Source organism: Rhizorhabdus sp. (assembly GCF_018006725.1).
Classification (GTDB): domain Bacteria; phylum Pseudomonadota; class Alphaproteobacteria; order Sphingomonadales; family Sphingomonadaceae; genus Rhizorhabdus.
In genome coordinates this window covers 1-17,390 of record NZ_JAGMXV010000094.1, presented here as the reverse complement: position 1 = coordinate 17,390, position 17,390 = coordinate 1, and the positions used below count along the sequence as shown (strand labels likewise).

Below are 17,390 nucleotides of genomic sequence, written 5' to 3'. Positions count from 1 at the left end.
CCGAGCGCTACGACGCCGGCGGGCGGATGGCGCCGCCGCAGATGCTGCGCGAAGGCGATCGGGTGCGGATGGCGTCGGCGCCCTTCGTAGAAATGATCGGGTCGATCGAGAAGGTCAGCGCCGAGCGGCGGGTCTGGATATTGCTCGACCTGCTCGGGACCAAGGTGCGTCTGTCGGCCTCAAGCGACGATCTCGCGCTGGTCAGCTGACGGAGTCGACGTTCAGCCGAGGACGGCGACGCTGCGCAGGATCAGGCGCACCAGTTCGGTCTGGCGGCGCACCCCGACCTTGTTGAGGATCGTCTTGCAATAGGTGCGGACGGTGTTCTCGGTCAGCTTCAGCTTCTCGGCCGCCTCGGTGAGGCAGGAGCCGGTCGCCAGCAGCGTCGCGAGATGCGCCTCGGACGGGGTCAGGTCGAACAACTGCGTCACGAGGCGCTCGATCGGCTGCGCCTCGTCGTCGCTGCCGGCGAAATAGACGACGACCGCCGGCGAGGACTCGTTGCTGAAGGCACCGGTCGGGCGGATCGACTTGACCAGCACGCCGATGTGCCGGTCGCAGCGGCTGTCGACGCGCAACGCCTGGACGAAGGGTTCCTCGGCATTGGCCCGCGCTGCTTCCAGCGCGTCGGCGATCAGCGCCTGTAGCTGGGCATTGGCGGCCTGGTCGGTCAGATAGGGCCGGTCACCGGCGACATGCGCCACCGATCGCGCGGCGAGCATCCGTTTGGCAGCGCTGTTGGCGCGCAGGATCTTGCCCTGGCCGCTCAGGATCAACGTGCAGATGGTCAGCCGGTCGAGTGTGTCGATCAGCGCCTGCAACTCGGTTTCCTCGCGGCTGATCCGCGCGAAGATCGCCAGAGACCGTTCGATATGCGGGCGCAGCGCTGTCAGCATCGCCTTGTCGGCCGGTCCGAAATTGGGCGCTTCGGGGCCGTTGATCAGCCCGATATTGCCCTCCCAGCCGCCGGGCTCGGAAATATACATGCCCAGCTGGTGCTCGACCCCGTAGGGCTGCAGCACTTCGCGGTAGAAGCGGTTGGCATGGAGTGTCTCGCGGTCGACCACCTCGTCGAGCGTGTGGATCGCGCCCGGGCGGTCGAGGGCATTGCGCAGCGGGTCGAGATGGCCGAGTTCGGCGTGGGTGCCGTGGATGCGCCGTGCCTCGGCCTCGCCGATGTCGGGACGCCGGCCCCAGATCACCAGCGGCGGCGATCCGCGCCGGCTGAGGCGGAGGACGATCGCCGCGCTGCGCGCGCCCATTCGCGCTCCGAGTTCGTCGAGAAAGCTCCCCCAGGGCGGCGATTCGAGTGGCCCGCTGTAGATCAGCGAGATCAACTCGTCCGTATCCGACAGGGGGCGGCTGACGGGCATCGATCAGCGAACCATCAGGCCGCGATGGCGTCGAGCGCACGGCGATAGCCGCGCATCCCGACCGCGAGCATCAGCGTCATCAAGGGCAGGACGAACAGCCCGGTGATCACGATCGCATAGCGTAGCGCACCTTCGTCGCCGAAGCCGAAGTCGGTGATCGCGGCGATCACGCTGGAGCCGAGGCCGAGCCCGATCAGGTTGACATTGAGCAGCGTCAGCGCGGTGACCTGTCCACGCAGCCTGTTGGGCGTCACGTCCTGGATCGCGGTCAGCAGCACGCCCTGCGAGGCCTGGCCGACCAGCGTTCCTACCGCCATGAACGCCAGCGCGAGCGTGGCGGTCGGCATCAGGGGGCCGAGGATCAGCGGCACAGCTTTCAGGATCGTCGCGATCAGGACGATGCGCAGATTGGCGTCCTTGCGCCCGCGCCGCATCCAGCGCCCGGCGAGCCAGCCACCGGCGATCGTGCCGACGGTGCCGCAGACCAGCATCAGCGTGCCGTAGTAAAGGCCGACCTGCGCGGTCGTGAGGCCATAGGTGCGGATCAGGAAGGTGGGATACCAGAGGCTGACCCCGATCGCGAGCAGCCCGCTGAGCGCGGTGACGCCGATCAGCATGCCGTAGAGCCGCCAGCGTTCGACGACATAGGCCATCGCCTCGCGCAGCGGCACGCCCTTGTCCGATCCGAAGCCCGCCGTCTCGCGGCGTGCGGGTTCGCGGATCGTGGCGACGAGGGCGGCGACGATCACGCCGGGCAAGCCGACCATCACGAACACCTTCTGCCAAGGTGCGAGCGCGTCGAAGAAGCCGATTCCGGTCGGAGCGCTCGTGGCGAAATGTGCGAGCAGCGCACCGCCGATGATCAGCGCCAACCCTCCGCCGATCGGATAGCCGATCGCGTAGAGGCTGATCGCGAGCGGGCGACGCTCCTTCTCGAAATAGTCGCTGATCACCGAATATGCCGACGGGCTGAGCGTCGCTTCGCCGACACCGACGCCGACGCGGGTGGCGAACAACATGGCGAAGCTGCTGGCGAGGCCGCACAGCATCGTCATCATCGACCAGAACAGGACGCCGATCGTCATCAGCACGCCGCGCCGGTGCGTCCGGTCGACATAGCGGCCGATCGGCAGCGAGGCGACGCTGTAGAGCAGCGCGAAGGCGAAGCCCTGGAGCAGGCTGATCTCGAAATCGCTCAGCCCCATGTCGCGCTTGAGCGGCACGACGAGCAGCGTCAGAACGCGGGCGTCGATCGCGCTGAAGCTGTAGGCGATGAACAACACCGCCACGACATACCATCGGTAGAGGCCGGGGCCGGGCGAACGCAGGATATCGGTCTGCGCGGCGGTGCTGGTCGCGTGCATCTTACCAGGCCGAGACCGGGTCGGTGCGGGCGAGCAGCCCCTCGGTCCGCTGCCGGATCATCGCGTCGCCCTGCTCACTCTCCGGCAGAAGCCAGAAGCGGCCGGCGCGCACGCCTTCGATCGCGAAGCTCGCGACCTCTTCGGGTTCGGTCAGCTGCAGGTTGAGGCCCGTCGTCTTCACCAGCTCCTGCATGGTGCGATAGGCGACCGGCTCTTCGGGCTCGGTGCCGGCATAGTCCGCCGGACGGACGAGGCGCGACGCCATGATCGACGTGTTGACGGTGTGGGGACCCGGAAAGAGCACCGCCGCCTTCACCCGCCCGCCATCCTTCAACAGCTGCTGGTAGAGGACTTCGGAGATGCTCGTCACCGCCGCCTTGGTCGCGGCATAGATCGGCGTGTTCGGCAGCGAGCGCAGCCCGCCGTTGGTCGACGAGGTGTTGATGACGACCCCGTCCTCGCCACTCGCGATCATGCGCGGGACGAAAGCCTTGATGCCGTGGACGACGCCCATGACATTGACGTCGATGCCCCAGCGCCAGTCATTGACCGGCAGCGTCCAGATCGCCTTGCGCGCTTCGCCCAGGCCGACGCCGGCATTGTTGAACAGCAGGTGCACCGCGCCGAACCGGTCATAGACCTGCTGCGCCAGCGCCTCGACCGACGCTTCCTTGGTGACGTCGACGGTGAGGCCGATGACGGTCGCACCCTCAACCGCGATCTCGGTTGCGGTCGCGTCGAGCTTCGCCTGATCGATGTCGGCGAGGACGACGATCGCGCCCTCGGCCGCCAGCTGTGCGCCGATCGCCCGGCCGACGCCGCTGGCGCCGCCGGTGATCACGGCGATCTTGCCCTTGAAGTCCTGCATCAGGCGGCAAGCTCCTCGGCGCGCGCCAGTTCGATGCCGACATTGGCCGGGTCGTCGAAGCGTCCGACCCAGTGGTCCGCGATCCATTCGCCGGGAACCGTGCGCAGGATCTGCCCGCCGGTAACGGTCGATCCCTCGACATATTCGAGGCTCGTGATCCGGCGGACGGGGATGTCGACGAGCGGGTCATAAGCGGATTCGACGAGGGTGATCTGTCCGTCGAAATCGCGGCGGTCGCTATAATTGCGCTTCCAGTTCAGCCGGGTCAGGAAGACGTCGCCGTCGAAGGTCGACGGATCCTCGATCCCCTGCAGCGCCTTGTAGCAATAGAGATACTCCTCGAAGCTGCGCGGACGGTCATTGGCCTGGCCGATCGTGCCCTCGATGGTGAAATAGGTGATGCCGTGCCGGGCGCAGGTTGCGCGGACATGGTCGCCATTTTTCTCGAAGCTCGTCGTCGCGATCTTCTTGGGCTCGCCGAAGCGCTCGCGCCCGCTGGTGACGACCGACTCGCCCTCCATCGCCATGTGGAAGCAATAGGCGCCCGCCTGGCCCTCATAGGTGCAATTGACGCCCATCGTCAGCGCGCCGATCTCGATCGTGCGCTCGGGGGTGACGTGCATCGCGACATGGGCGAGCTGGACGAAGATCTCGGGCCGCTCGATCGCCTCGAGCGGGCGAGGCAGCATCGCCGCATAGACGGCGGGGTCGGTCTCGTAGGTGGCGCGGATCGACCGCACGGTGTTGTTGAGTCCGCCGGCGGCACGCGTGGTGACCGCTCCCTTGCGATAGCGCAGCTTAGACATGGGCATGCTCCTCTCTCCCCCGCCGAACGGGGTCCGGCAGGCCTGGCAATGTCGTGATGATGTCCGCGCCGGACTATTCGGCCGCTATGCTCTGCGGCTCGGTCGGCTCGGCGTAAAATTGTTCGAAATAGCGGCGGAAGCGGAGGATCGGGCCGTCCCCGTCGCACAAGAGCGGCTGGACGCGGTGGATCTTGTGCGCCCAGATCGGGATGTCGCCTTCGACCCCGGTCTGCCCGCAGGTGCCCGCGATCTGCGCCTTGATCATCTGCTCCTCGAATGAGCCGGGTGCGACCGGATCATGGGTGAAGCAGAAGCGCAGCTCGACCTCGTCGGCCTCGACCGGGGTCGCCAGCACCTGCAGCGCGAGCGTGTTGAGCGCCATCAGATGGGTGGTCTTCTGCCCGGCGCCGTTCTGCACGGTGCTGACGCCGGACTTGACCAGCTTCCTGCTGCCGTCGGGATAGGCCACTTCGCGCTCGCCATGGGCCTCGGAGCGGCGGACATGGCCATCATAGCTCGTCTTGCCCTCCGGCACGTGCGCCATGCCGTGGACGAACTCGAAATGGGCGACGTCGACGCCGTTCTCGGCGATCTCCTGCGGATTGCTGGCGAAGCGCCATTCGCGACGGGTCTGGGGCGCCCAGCCGGGCTCGGTGAATTCGGGGACGATCATGACGTCGAACATCGGCTCGACACCGGCCGGATGATACCAGGCCCAGACGACGCCATTGGCTTCGGTTACGGGATAGGGGCGGGCGATCGGGCTGCGCTTGGCGATCGGCGGCATGGCGCGGGCATAGGGTATGCTCGAGCAGAAACCATTGGGTCGGAACGCCCAGGCGTGGAACGGACAGCGCAAGCTGTCGCCCTGGACGACGCCGCCATGGCCGAGATGCGCGCCGAGATGCGGGCAGTAAGCGTCGAGCAAGCCTGCGACGCCCTCCTCGTTGCGGAAAAGCACCAGGTCCCGGCCGAAATAGTGGAGCGGCCGTACGTCGCCGACTGCGAGTTCGTCGGTGTAAGCGACGAAATACCATCCGAACGGGATGCCCATCGGGAATCGGTTGACCTTGGGCATATGCTCCTCACCTCCTCCGGGGCCTTGTGGCCCGCATCCTTATGGCGGTGATCCTAGCCGGCTTTGCGGACAGGGAAAGTGCATAGGCGGCGACGGACTGTTTCCGCTGGAAGAATAATCGCCCGTCTCATCAACGGAAAAGCTAGGCGCCGCCGGGCCGCAGTATGTCGGTCATCCACGGGCGGATGAGGGTGCGGCTGATCCGGCTGGTCAGGAAGTCGATGAAGGCGCGGGTGGCGGCGGGCAGGATACCCGGCGAGAAGACCACGCGCACCTCCTTGTCGTGGAAGGTCCAGTCGTCGGCCATGGCGACGATGCTGCCGTCGACAAGATCGGTGCGGATCACGCTGATCGGCAAATGCGCGAGGCCGAGCCCGCGCCGCGCGGCCCAGCGCAGCGCGATCCCGCTGTTGCTGGTCCATTTGCCCGAGACGCGGGTCTGGACGCCGCCGTTGAAATGGAACTGCCCGCTCAGATCGGCCAGGCAATTATGGCGCGCCAGATCCTCCGGCGAGGTCGGCCAGCCATGTTCGGCGACATAATCGGGCGAGGCGCACAGGCAGTAGGAGAGGTAGCCGAACAGGCGCGCGCGCAGGGAGCTGTTCTCCAGCCGGCCATAGCGGACCATCACGTCGAAGCTCTCCGCCACCAGCTCGCTCTCGCGCAGATAGGCGATGACCTCGATCGCGATCTCGGGATGGTGCGCGCTGAACTCCGCCAGCAGCGCCGACATGAAGTCGGACCCGAAGATGTCGCTGAGACCGACGCGGAGGCGCCCGACAGGGTGCGACTGGAACTGTGCCATGCTGCGTTCGAGGTCGGCGATGTCCTCGCGCATCGCCTGGCAGCGCTCGTAGAAGATCTCGCCTGCTGCGGTCAGCGACAGGCGCCGCGTCGTCCGGACGATCAGTTGCGTGCCGACGCGCGCCTCGAGCTCGCCGACGATCTTGCTGATGAAGGACTTGGAGACGCCCAGCTGATCGGCGGCCGCAGTGAAGCTGCCGGTCGCGACGACCGCCAGAAACTCATCGACACCGCGCCAAGCCGACATGGCCATCCTCCCCCGGCTGCCCGAAGCCTTGTGGCCGATGGCAGCGTCCGAGGGAAGATGGCCGGTCGCTCGCGGCGGAATGCGAACGGTCTACTCCGCCGCCTGACGGATGAAGCTCTCCTTGCGCGGCCCGATCCGCGAGGCGATGTCCCACAGGGCGTCGGCATCGACGTCATAGGCTTGAAGCGCATTGCCCCCCAGCATCTGCTGGATGTCGCTTTCGGGCAGGCCGCCGAGGCTCAGGATCATCTTCTCGAGCGTGCTCGGCCAGGTGCCTTCCGGATGCGGATAGTCGGTGCCCCACAGGATGCGGTCGATGCCGATCTTGTAATAGGACTCGGTCGTCTCCTCGTCCGGGAGCGCCGAGCAGCCGACATAGATGTTGCGCTTGAAATAGTCGCTCGGCTTCATGCTCATATTGGCGTTGTAGTCGCCGAGCTTGCCCGAGGTGTGCTTGACCGAGGCCCTTATATCCATGAGCTCGATCATCCAGGGGAACCAGAATTCGCCGCCGGCTTCGGTGAACATCACCTTCAGCTCGGGATATTCCTCGAACACGCCGCCGAAGGTCATCGACCAGAGCGGACGCGTCATCCAGAAGGCGAATTCGCACAGATAGGTGCCGATCCAGCCCGGCTGGGTCATGTCGTAGCCCGGCGTCGCACCCGAATGGAAATGCAGCGGCAGCTTATAGTCCTGCAGCAGTTCCCACACCGGATAATATTTGGTGTGGTTGTACATGTCATACTTATCGGTGACCGCAGGGAAGAAGACGCCCTTCATGCCGTTCTTCTTGGCCCAGTGGATTTCCTTGATCGTCTCGTCGAGGTCGAACACCGCTGGAATGACGGCGAGGCCGAGGCGGCGATGCGGGTCCTCCGCGCAGAACTCGGCGAGCCAGCGATTGTGGGCGCGCGCGCCGGCCCATTGCAGCTCTGGTGTAGACGCGGCGGGATTCAGTCCGACATCGGCGCCAAAGGGCGGGGCGTTGCGTTCCGTGATCCCGTCGGGAAAGAGCACTTCGGCAGCGACGCCGTCGGCATCGAGCACGCGGTTGCGGATCGTGCCGTCCCATGCGCCTTCGAGGCCGTCGCCGACCTTGGCGCGCCATTTGGTGTTGAAGTCGTCGATCAGGAACAGCTTCTCGCGTTCCTCGCGCGCCTTGATCTCCTTCGCCAGAGCTTCGTCGAACTCGGCATGGTAGCGCGATTCGAGATAGGTCCGATATTGCTCGGGCGGGAGGCCGACATGTCCGTCGGACGAGATGACGAGATAGCGGTCCATTTCACTCTCCAGATACATAGTCGGCAATGTGGCGCCGTGGATTGCGTCCAGTTTGCCTGTCCCCCGGCGCGGGAAAAAGGCGACGGCGGTGAACGATCAGTCGCTCACAGGAAACAGCGGGGCGGTTCGAAGGGCGGACAGGAGGACGATCGCGCAGCTCGATGCGGCGAGGAAGAAGGGCGCTCCCCACCAGAGCTGGTAGCAGGCGACGGCGATGATCGGCGGCAAGGTGATCGACGCACCGGCGATCATGCTGACCGCGCCCGCCGCCGCACCCTGCCGTTCGGCGCCCAGCGCCAGCGACAGCAGCGAGCTGAAGCCTGGGCGCGCGAGGCCATAGCCGAAGCTGGCGAGCGCATAGCCGGCGAACAGCGCGCCATGACCGCCACCGCCGAGCGCTACGACATTGCCGATCACGACCATTGCCGCGCCCCAACGCAGCATCGTGATCGGGCTCGGCTTCAGGACGTTGACGACGCCCAGTTGGGCCACGAGGCTGCTGGCCGCGCCGATCGACAAAGCGATGCCGATCAGCTTCTGTGCCTCGATCGCGGGCAGGCGGCTGGCGTCGATGATGGCGAAGCCGAGCGTGTAGGTGTTGATCGCCTGCGCCGATGCGACGACCAGCCCCTGCAGCAGAAGCGTCCGCAGCAGCGGGTCTCGCCACAGGCCGCTTTGCGCAATGGCGGGCGCACCGGCAGCGAGGATCGGGCGATCGGCACGCAGCGCGACCGCGACGAGGACCAGCAGGACGACCCCCATCAGCGCGAAGCCGAACATCGGCCCGGCCAGGCCAAAGGGCGGCAGGACCAGAAAGGGTGCGATTGTCGGCCCGACGATGGTGCCGAGGCTCAGCGCCCCGGCGAGCGCCGACAGCGCGCGGACGCGGGCATGGCCCTGGCTGTGGTCGGCGACATAGGCCTGCGCCGCGGTGCCGGCAGCCGATCCGAACAGGCCATAGCTGCAGCGGACGACGGTGAAGGCGAGGAAGAGCGGCAGCGCACTGGCGAGGCCGTGGAGGCCCGCGAGAACGACCAGCCCGCATCCCGCCATCGAGGCGATGAAGCCGCATAGTCCGACCAGCATCATCGGCTTGCGGCCGCGCCGGTCGGAGACGCGCGCCCAGAGCGGCGACGTGACCGCCCAGGCGAGCGCCGACAGGGAAAAGATGCAGGCGACCAGAGCGTCGGGGATGCGCAACGCCCGGCCGATTGCTGGAAGGACGGTGACGAGGCCGAGATTGCCGAGCGCGGTGGCGAGCGTCACCGCGAACAGCGTCGAAAAGGCGAGGCGCGACAGCCTGCGTTCCTGCACGATGTCGCGCCTTCCGGTCAGAAGCGGACGCGCGCCTCGACGCCCAGGCTGCGCGGATCCGCCCATTGGCGAACCGCGAAGACGCCGAGATCGATGCCGCTGTTCCAATATTTGGTGTCGGTGATGTTGCGGCCCCAGACAGCGACTTCGAGATTGCTGCCATTGCCGAGGTCGATGTCGGTGATCGCGATCCGCCCGTCGAGCGTGCCATAGGCCTTGCGCGTTGCCAGCTGGTTCGGCGCGATCGTCGCCCACTGCATGCTCCGCCACGACCAGTTGCCGGTGAACTCGAGGTTCGGGCCGCCGCCGAGAGGGATGGTGTAGGTGCCGCCGACCAGATAATTCCACTTCGGCGCGAGCGGGATCTTGTAGCTGTCGGTCACGTCGACCCCGCTCGGCAGGACGAAATCGGTGTAGCGGGCGTCGAGATAGCCGCCGCCAAAATTGAGCACGAGGCCGTCGAACGGGCGGATGTTGCCCTCGACCTCTACGCCTGTGAATTTCGCCTTGCCGGCGTTGATGATGTTGGTGGTCACCAGCTCGGGCACGAACACGCCTGCCTGGAAATTCTTGTAGATCGAATGATAGACGGCAAGGTTGAGGTTCAGGCGCCGATCGAAGCCCGAGAATTTCGTGCCGCCTTCGAACGACAACAGTTTCTCGGGATCATAGGGCGAGTTGAACGCCGCGTTGGTCGACGCCGTGTCGTTGATACCGCCCGACTTGAAACCGGTGGCGACGCGGCCATAGACGGTCCAGTCCGAGCGCAGCTTGTAGACGATATTGAACTCGGGATTGAACTGCGACCATTTGTCCGAGCGTTCGAGCGGGATCAGATCATAGGGGCCCAGACCCCCGGCACCGGGCCGGGCGCCCGCCGCCGGCTGGCCGCTGCGGGTGATCGGCGTGCCGTTCGCCGCGCGCTGGAACACGCCCGAGCCTGCCGCCGCCGGGTTTGCGGCATAAGCGGTGTTCGCCAGGAACAGCTCTTCCGCCTGCTTGCGATCCTGCGTCCAGCGCAGACCGACCGAGAGATCGAGCTTGTCCTCGGCGAAGCCCGGGCTCCACGTCAGCTGGCCATAGCCCGCGATCGAACGGCTGCCGCCGCGCCGGTCGGACAGGTCGAACCGGTCGCCGCCGAACTGGAAATTCCAGCGCGGATTGAACGCATAATAACGGTCCTTCAGATAGAAGGCGCCGAGCGTGTAGCGGACTTCCTGCCCGGTACCGATGACCTGAAATTCCTGGCTGAACGCGTGATAGTCGTTGTTCAGGATGAAACGGACCAGATCGGTCGGTGTCCCGTCGAAGTCGGAGCGGCTGCGCGTTTGCAGCGTGCGCCGCGCGGTGATCGATTTCAGCGTCACCGCGCCGAGCGGGGTGTCGCCCATGTCATATTCCAGGGTCAGTGCATGGCCGGTCGTACGGAAGTCGCTCTGGCGGGCGCCGTCGGCCGACACGTCGTTCCGACCGGGCCGATCCTGGGAGATGCGCCCTGCGATGAACGGGCTGGTCGCCGGCAGGCTGCCCGGCGCGCTGATCGCGAGCAGCGCGGGCGTGCCGACCGCATCGCTGATGTCATAAGCGTAGCGCGCCGAGAAATTGTCGCTCGGCTCCCACAATATGTCGATGCGCCCGGCGTTCAGGCTCTGCTCGCCGAAATCCTTCTTGGTCGCGGCATTGTGCCAATAGCCGCCGGTGTCGCGGCCCGAATAGCCGAGCTTGATCTTGAAGGTGCCGATCGACGGCAGGTCGAGCGAGATGCGGCGCCGGAACTCGCCCCAGCTGCCATAGCTCAGATAGACCTGCCCGCCGAATTCGCCGGTGGGCGCGCGGGTGATCATGTTGACCGCGCCGCCGATCGTGTTCTTGCCGTACAGTGTCCCCTGCGGGCCGCGCAGCACTTCGATCCGCTCGAGGTCGACCGTATCGAAGGCGGCGCCGGTGGACTTCGCCACGGGCACGCCGTCGAGATAGAGGCCGACCGGTTGGTCGCGCGCCAGGCTGGTGTCGGCGGCGGGGGCAAGGCCGCGGATCGAGATCAGCGGGCTGAAGCTGTTGCCGGGCGTCTGGTTGATCTGGATGTTCGGGATCAAAGCCTGCGCGTTGTTGAGGTTCTGGACGCCCGCGCGGTCGAGACCCGCGCCGTTGACGGCCGAGACCGCGATCGGAACGTCGATCAACCGCTCTTCGCGGCGCTGCGCAGTCACGATGATCTCGCCCTCGTCGAAGGATGAGGCGGCGGCGCTAGATCCGGTCGCCTGCGCCTGCGCGGCGCCGCTCAGCATGGTCGAGGCCAGCAGGCCCAGGCAGTATCCCTGCAGCTTTTTCATATCTCTCCCTCCCCCAATGTCATTGTCGATGACGATGCACGCGTCCCCGTTGGGGCGGGGCGCCTTTGTGCCTGTGTCGACCGGAAGGCGGCGGCGCGACAATCACCATTTGGGAAGGGCGCGGCAAAGCGCCGATTTTTGCATGGCTTGTTCGGAGGCCGCTTGCCGGTCAGGGCGTGACGACGGCCTTCACCTCGGTGAACTCCTCGAACGCCTGCGCGCCCCATTCGCGGCCGTTGCCGGATTGCTTATAGCCACCGAAAGGCGCGAGCGGGTGCATCGGGGGGTGGTTGATCCGCACCTGTCCGACGCGCAGCCGGCGGGCGATGCGGCGGGCGTGGTCGAGGTCCTGGCTGTCGATGAAGCCGGCGAGGCCGTAGGCGCTGTCATTGGCGATCGCGACCGCTTCCTCCTCGTCGCGATAGGGCAGGATCGACAGCACGGGGCCGAAAATCTCCTCGCGCGCGATCGTCATGTCGGGCCGCACGTCGGCGAAGACCGTCGGGCGGACATAATAGCCGGTATCGAAACCCTCGGGGCGACCTTCGCCCCCCGCGACCAGCGTCGCACCCTCGGCAAGACCGGTGCCGATGAGGTTCTGGATCTTGGCCCACTGCGCCTCGGACACCACGGGGCCCATCGCGCCGGGCTGGTCTTCCTGGCCGATCGGAATGGCTGCAGCGGTCCCGGCGGCGATCGCCTTGGCTTCCTCCATCCGGTCGGCGGGCACCAGCATCCGCGTCGGCGCGCTGCAGGTCTGGCCGCTGTTGTTCATCACCGCGCGAACCCCGCGCGCGATGGCGAGCGGGAAGTCGGCATCGGGCAGGACTATGTTGGCGGACTTGCCCCCCAGCTCCTGATGGACGCGCTTGATCGTCGGGGCGGCGGCCTGTGCGACCGCGATCCCGCCGCGGGTCGACCCGGTGAAGGACACCATGTCGACCTCGGGATGCGACGACAGCGCCGCACCGGCGGTGGGGCCGTCGCCCTGGAGCAGGTTGAACACCCCCGCCGGCACACCGGCCTCTGCGATGATCTGCGTGATGATCTCGGCGGAATAGGGAGAGATTTCGGACGGCTTCAGCACCATCGTGCAGCCGACCGCGAGCGCCGGCGCCACCTTCGCTGCGATCTGGTTGGCGGGCCAGTTCCAGGGCGTGATCAGCCCGCACACCCCGATCGGCTCGCGGCAGAGCGTCAGCCGGCCTTCCTCTCGCTCAAAGCGGAAATGCTCGATCTGCTCATAGGCAGTGCGGAAGTGGATCAGGCCCAGCGGCGCATGGGCGGCCCGGGCGAGGGTGCGCGGTGCCCCCATCTCGGCGCTGATGACTTCGGCAATCTCGTCGAGGCGGCGTTCGTAGATTGCGACGATCGCGCCGAGCAGGTCGCGCCGATCCTTGCGCGACAGGTCGGCGAAGCCGTCGAAGGCGCGTCGTGCGGCGCGCACGGCGCGGTCGACATCCTCCGCGCCGGCCGCTCCGATCCGGCCGATGCTGCGCTCGGTGCGCGGGTCGAGGACGTCGATCGACTGGCCCGACAGCGCGTCGACCCATTGCCCGTCGAGGTAGAAACGGCCCGACATCACCATGTTCCGAAATCCTTCCGATGTTTGCCGCCATGGCACGCCATCGCGGTCCGGCGGTCAATCACCATCTGGATAGGGCAAGGGGGGCGTTACGCTCAACGGGCGTCGCCGCGCGGCTCCCTCGGCAAGCCCAGCCCGCGTTCGGCGATGATGTTACGCTGGATCTGGTTGGTCCCGCCATAGATGGTATCGGCGCGGCTCGACAGATAGAGGTTGGTCAACAGCGGGAAGGCATAGCCCGGCTCGTCCGACACGAGCGCCTCCTCGCCGAGGATGTCCATCGCCAGTTCGCCCAGCGCCTGGTGCCAATTGGCCCAATAGACCTTCTGCGTCATCGCCTCGCGCGACAGGCTGTGGCCTTCGCCTGCGGACAAGGTGCGCAGCGCGGTGTAGCGCATGATCTTCAGCCCGGCATAGGCACGGGCGATGCGGTCGCGGATGATCGGGTCGCGGTTGCGCCCAGTCGTCTTGGCCGCCTGCACCACCGCTTCGAACTCGGCGACGAAGCTCATCTGCTGGCCGAGCGTGCCCACGCCGCGTTCGAAGGCGAGCAGCCCCATCGCCACCTGCCAGCCATTGCCGACCCCGCCCACGACATTGTCGCGGTGGGTCCGCGCGCCGTCGAAGAAGGTCTCGTTGAATTCGGCTTCGCCATTCATCTGGCGGATCGGGCGCAGCGTGATGCCGGGCTGGCGGATCGGCAGCAGCAGGAAGGACAGGCCCTTCGGCCCGCGCGACCCTTCTTCGGTCCGGGCGAGGACGAAGATCCAGTCGGCATGTTGCGCCAGGCTGGTCCAGATCTTGTGCCCCTCGACGACCCATTCGTCGCCGTCCAGCCATGCGCGCGTCCGCACATTGCCGAGGTCCGATCCGGCGCCCGGTTCGGAATAGCCCTGCGCCCAATATTCCTCGCCGCGCGCGATCGGCGGCAGGAAGCGGGCCTTCTGCGCATCCGACCCGAAGTGGATCAGGGTCGGGCCGGCCAGCTCGATGCCGATATGGCTCATCCGGCCGGGGGCGCCCGCGCGCGCATATTCCTCGGCGAAGATCACCTGTTCGGCCAGGCTCGCGCCGCGCCCGCCATGGGCCTTGGGCCAGCCGATTACGCTCCAGCCGTCGGCGGCCAGCGCCTTTTCCCAGGCGCGGCGCTCGTTGGCCATCGCGCTGTGGCTCTTCAGGTTGCGCAGCATGGCGAAGGGGCCGTGCATCTGCGTACCCAGCCAGTCGGCGGCCTCCCGGCGGAAGGCCTCCTGTTCGGGGGTGAAGCCGAGGCGCATTATTGGTCCTCCTCGTCGAGACCGAGCATTGTGGCGAGCCGCGCGCGGCTTTCGGCCGGCGTGCCGAACAGCGTCGCGGATCCGCGCGCGCGCTTGAAGAACAGATGGGCGTCATGTTCCCAGGTGAAGCCCATGCCGCCATGGATCTGGATCATCCCGGCGGCGATGTCCTCGAAGGTCTCGATCGCGGTGAAGTGGGCGATGGCGGCGGCACTGGCGGCCTCGTCGCTGTCCTCGTCGCGCGCGGCAGCGGCATAATAGACCGCCGAGCGGGCCGCTTCGACCGCGATCATCATGTCGGCCATGCGGTGCTTGAGCGCCTGGAAGCTGCCGATGGGGCGGCCGAACTGGATGCGCTGCTGGCTGTAATCGACCGTCATGGTCAGCGCCGCGTCCGCGCCGCCGACGCATTCGGCCGCCAGCGCCACGCGGGCTTCGTCGAGCGCGCGTTCGATGCCTTGGCTACGGGGCAGGAGGTCGGCCGTGGTACGATCGAAATGCACCCGCGCGAGAGGCCGGCTGAGGTCCATGCTCGCCAGCCGGTCTATCCGGAGGTCCTTGGCCGGGACGAGAAGAGCCCGTCCGTCCGCCAGCACGATCAGCAGATCGGCGACACCACCGAAGGCGACCAGCGCCTCTCCGCTGAGCCGGCCGTCTTCGATCCGGAGCCGCGCGCCGCTCGCGACGGCGGCGATGCTGCTGCCGGAGGCGAGGTCGGGCGCATGGCGAGCGATCTGCTCCTCCGATCCGCAGTGACGGAGCAGCGGCAGGGCGGCGCCGATGCTGGTCAGAAACGGGGACGGGAACAGCGCCCGGCCCATTTCCATCGCGACCAGCGACAGTTCGACCAGCCCGAGACCCGCGCCACCCTGCTCGGCCGGCAGCGCGAGCGCGCCGAGACCGAGTTCTGCGGTGATGGTGCGCCAGTGTGCGCGGTCGAAGTCATCGGGCGAGTCGATCGTCGCACGCAGGCCTTGGCGGAAATCCGCCATGATCCCGCGCGTGGTTTCGACGATCATCTCCTGTTCCTGGGTGAGGGCGAATTGCATCAGCGGTTTCCGTTGGAAAAGCGGTCGGCGAGGTCGGTCCGCGCGCGGTCGATCGCATGGGAGGCACACCAGACGGCAACTGCCGCCGGCAGCCCGGTGAGAATGCACAGCGTCATCGCCAGACGCAGCCCGTCGGCATCGCCTGCGCCGATCAGGTCGCTCAGCGCACCGACGACATAGGGGCCGAAGACCATTGCGATGAAGGTGGTGACGAAGGTGAACAAGGCGGTGGAAGTCGCGCGGATCGTCGGCGGCAGCATGTTCTGGAGCGCGGTCAGGACGCCGACCGACCAGCCCCCGCCGAGCAGGCCTGACGGTATGGCAACGAGCGTCGCGATCTCGATGCTGGGCGACCAGCTGACGCACAGGATCGCGATGGTCGCCGCGAACAGCGACAGCCCGGCGAGGCGCAGCGGCCAGTGATGGTCGCGCTTGACCAGCCGGTCCGACAGCGCTCCGAACAGCAGCGCGCCGACGAGGCCGGCGGGTCCGAAGGCCAGGCCGAAACGCGCGCTCGCCTCGGCCGCAGGAATGTCGAAGGCGCGGGCGAACAGCGCCGGCCCCCACATGCCGAAGGCGTATCCGGAGAAGCTGCCGAAGGCCATGCCGAGATTGGCGAGCACATATGCCGGCTGGCGCCACAGCGCGCGCAGGACGACCGGCAGGCGCACGGCTGCGGCAGGCGCAAAGCTGCGTGCGGGTTCGCGGACGGTCAGCCGCAACAGCAGCGCCATGACGATCCCGAACAGACCGAGGGCCACGAAGGCCGCGCGCCAGCTGCCCAGCATATGTGCGATGGCCGGCCCACCGGCATAGCCGCCGAGCTGCCCGAGGAAAATGCCGAGCGCCAATATGCCGAAGGCCGATCCGCGCCGTTCGGGCGGGAAGCGATCGGCGAGCAGCGAATAGGCGGGCGCCACGAAGGAGGCTTCGCCTATCCCGACCCCGACGCGCATCAGCGCCAGCGTCCATCCGTCCTGCGCCAAGCCCGACAGCAAGGTGAAGAGCGACCAGAAGGCGCAGCCGACCGCGAGGATCGTGACGCGGTGGCGGCGGTCGGCGAGCCGCGCGATCGGGATCGCCGCGACCGTGAACAGCAGCGCGAAGGCCGGCCCCATCAACAGGCCGAGAAAGGCGTCCGACAGGCCGAAGCTGGCCTTGATCGGATCGCCGAGACTGGCGATCAGATAGCGGTCGGCATAGCTGAGCGTATAGACGGTGGTCAGCAGCAGCAGCGCGTACCACGCCGTGCCGCCCGCCCGCGCCCGCCCCTCCGCGCGCGGCGCTTCCATCAGGCGCGCTTCTGGCCGGGCTGCTCGTCCAGTTCGGCGTAGAATTGCTTGTAATAGCGGCGATAGCGGATGATCGGACCGTCGCCGTCGCAGATGATCGCGTCGTGCAGATAGGCCTGGCGGTCCCAGATCACCTTGTCCTGGTCGAATTGCTTGCAGATGTCGCGGATCAGCGCGCGGGCGAGGCCCGCTCCGGGACCCTCGGCCTGGCTGCGCGGCTGGGTGAAGGCGAAGCGTGCATGGACGCAGTCGCGATCGACCGGCGTGATTGCCGCGACGAGCAGCGTCTCGGAAATGCCCTCGAAGCGGGTATAGGCCTGGCCGGGGCCGTTCTGGCCGTTGACGATCCGCCCGTCGACCTCGCCCGCCGGGGTCCCCATCTTTGCCGATACGATCCCCGAACGGCGGTGGCCGTCCCAGTGGATTTCCGCATCGGGAAAATTGGCGGTGCCGTGGACGAACTGGAAATGGGCGCTGTCGACGCCATTCTCGGCCATCGACTGGAGCGGCGCATAAACGTGCCATTCGTGGCGCTGATAGGGCGTCCAATCCGGATTGCTCGTCTCGGGATAATGGTCGAGCTCCCATTTCGGGGCCTCGCCGAACGGATGGTACCAGGTCCAGATGAAGCCATTGGCTTCCTCGACCACCCACTGGTGCGAGCAGGGGCGCTTCACCTGCGGCGGGATGGCGCGTGCATAAGGGATGTCCTTGAC

The 17,390-nt window shown here is 67.1% G+C and carries 14 protein-coding genes and 1 pseudogene; 1 reads left to right on the top strand and 14 read right to left on the bottom strand.

Going from position 1 to position 17,390, the window contains the following annotated elements; translation table 11 throughout:
* On the top strand, positions 1-209 hold a 209-nt coding region (locus KAY22_RS14065), incomplete at its 5' end, for a hypothetical protein (protein ID WP_296624056.1).
* A 12-nt stretch (positions 210-221) separates the two neighbouring features.
* Here KAY22_RS14065 and KAY22_RS14060 read toward each other — a convergent pair.
* The 14 genes and pseudogenes from KAY22_RS14060 to KAY22_RS13995 form a co-directional block, all read right to left on the bottom strand.
* Entirely contained in the window at positions 222-1,373 is a 1,152-nt protein-coding gene (locus KAY22_RS14060; protein WP_296624055.1) for a LuxR C-terminal-related transcriptional regulator, read from the bottom strand.
* A 14-nt stretch (positions 1,374-1,387) separates the two neighbouring features.
* Positions 1,388-2,737, bottom strand: coding sequence for an MFS transporter (locus tag KAY22_RS14055; protein WP_296624054.1), 1,350 nt, complete (start codon positions 2,735-2,737; stop codon positions 1,388-1,390).
* 1 nt (position 2,738) lies between these two features.
* Entirely contained in the window at positions 2,739-3,605 is an 867-nt protein-coding gene (locus KAY22_RS14050) for an SDR family NAD(P)-dependent oxidoreductase (RefSeq protein ID WP_296624053.1), read from the bottom strand.
* Complete coding sequence (locus KAY22_RS14045; protein WP_296624052.1) at positions 3,605-4,411, bottom strand: acetoacetate decarboxylase family protein; 807 nt, start codon at positions 4,409-4,411, stop codon at positions 3,605-3,607. The genes KAY22_RS14050 and KAY22_RS14045 overlap by 1 nt, the downstream gene beginning before the upstream one ends.
* 73 nt (positions 4,412-4,484) lie before the next feature.
* Positions 4,485-5,489 (bottom strand): Rieske 2Fe-2S domain-containing protein, encoded by a 1,005-nt coding sequence (locus tag KAY22_RS14040; protein ID WP_296624051.1) that lies wholly within the window; start codon positions 5,487-5,489, stop codon positions 4,485-4,487.
* A 142-nt stretch (positions 5,490-5,631) separates the two neighbouring features.
* The gene (locus KAY22_RS14035; protein WP_296624050.1) at positions 5,632-6,540 is read right to left on the bottom strand and encodes a LysR family transcriptional regulator; all 909 of its coding nucleotides are present in this window, start codon (positions 6,538-6,540) and stop codon (positions 5,632-5,634) included.
* Positions 6,541-6,630: 90 nt separating this feature from the next.
* A complete protein-coding gene (locus tag KAY22_RS14030) occupies positions 6,631-7,824 on the bottom strand; it encodes an amidohydrolase family protein (protein WP_296624049.1) in 1,194 nt (397 codons plus the stop codon).
* A gap of 96 nt (positions 7,825-7,920) precedes the next feature.
* The gene (locus KAY22_RS14025) at positions 7,921-9,138 is read right to left on the bottom strand and encodes an MFS transporter (RefSeq protein WP_296624048.1); all 1,218 of its coding nucleotides are present in this window, start codon (positions 9,136-9,138) and stop codon (positions 7,921-7,923) included.
* 17 nt (positions 9,139-9,155) lie between these two features.
* On the bottom strand, positions 9,156-11,471 hold the full coding sequence (locus tag KAY22_RS14020; RefSeq protein ID WP_296624047.1) for a TonB-dependent receptor: 2,316 nt from the start codon (positions 11,469-11,471) through the stop codon (positions 9,156-9,158).
* A gap of 169 nt (positions 11,472-11,640) precedes the next feature.
* Positions 11,641-13,059, bottom strand: coding sequence for an aldehyde dehydrogenase family protein (locus KAY22_RS14015; protein WP_296624046.1), 1,419 nt, complete (start codon positions 13,057-13,059; stop codon positions 11,641-11,643).
* A 92-nt stretch (positions 13,060-13,151) separates the two neighbouring features.
* Entirely contained in the window at positions 13,152-14,333 is a 1,182-nt protein-coding gene (locus tag KAY22_RS14010) for an acyl-CoA dehydrogenase family protein (RefSeq protein ID WP_296624045.1), read from the bottom strand.
* Positions 14,333-15,382 carry an acyl-CoA dehydrogenase family protein gene (locus KAY22_RS14005; protein WP_296624044.1) on the bottom strand — a complete coding sequence of 350 codons (1,050 nt, stop codon included), beginning with the start codon at positions 15,380-15,382 and terminating at the stop codon, positions 14,333-14,335. The genes KAY22_RS14010 and KAY22_RS14005 overlap by 1 nt, the downstream gene beginning before the upstream one ends.
* Entirely contained in the window at positions 15,382-16,674 is a 1,293-nt protein-coding gene (locus KAY22_RS14000; RefSeq protein ID WP_296624043.1) for an MFS transporter, read from the bottom strand. Before KAY22_RS14000 ends, KAY22_RS14005 begins: the two co-directional genes overlap by 1 nt.
* Positions 16,674-17,390 (bottom strand): annotated as a pseudogene (locus KAY22_RS13995) ((2Fe-2S)-binding protein); the annotation flags it as partial. The gene KAY22_RS14000 and the pseudogene KAY22_RS13995, both read right to left, overlap by 1 nt.